Origin of the sequence: Desertibacillus haloalkaliphilus (genome assembly GCF_019039105.1) — a bacterium.
In the GTDB taxonomy this organism is placed as follows: Bacteria; Bacillota; Bacilli; order Bacillales; family KJ1-10-99; genus Desertibacillus; species Desertibacillus haloalkaliphilus.
The window spans coordinates 1-320 of record NZ_JAHPIV010000650.1 but is presented as its reverse complement, the minus strand read 5'-3'; the positions used below and the strand labels follow the sequence as shown (position 1 = coordinate 320).

Annotated in this window: 1 protein-coding gene; it reads right to left on the bottom strand. The window is 40.6% G+C overall.

Annotated elements, in window-relative coordinates; translation table 11 throughout:
- A partial coding sequence (locus KH400_RS23705; RefSeq protein ID WP_246590034.1) for a PhnD/SsuA/transferrin family substrate-binding protein occupies positions 1-284 on the bottom strand: 284 nt, incomplete at its 3' end.
- Positions 285-320 lie beyond the last annotated feature (36 nt).

Here is a 320-nt window from a genome sequence, read left to right as displayed (position 1 = left end):
GCTTCAACTACAGCGTTATAATTCGGGTATTGTTCTACAACAACTTCCCTCCCTAGTTTCTCTGTTAAATGAGCTTCTAAATTATCAAGTCCTGTTTGCATTTCTCCCATTGACTGTGAAGGGATTACAGCAATTTCAAACACACTATCGTCATTTTCAGTTGCTGGCGCCTCTTCTCCATGTTCATCAACTGTTGGAGATTGTACTACTTCATCAGGATCGTCTGCCGCTCCGCATGCAGTTAAGACAAGTGCCATCCCTAATGTCATCATCCATTTCTTCATCTTTTCTCCACCTTTTTATTTAATCTACTGAAGGAA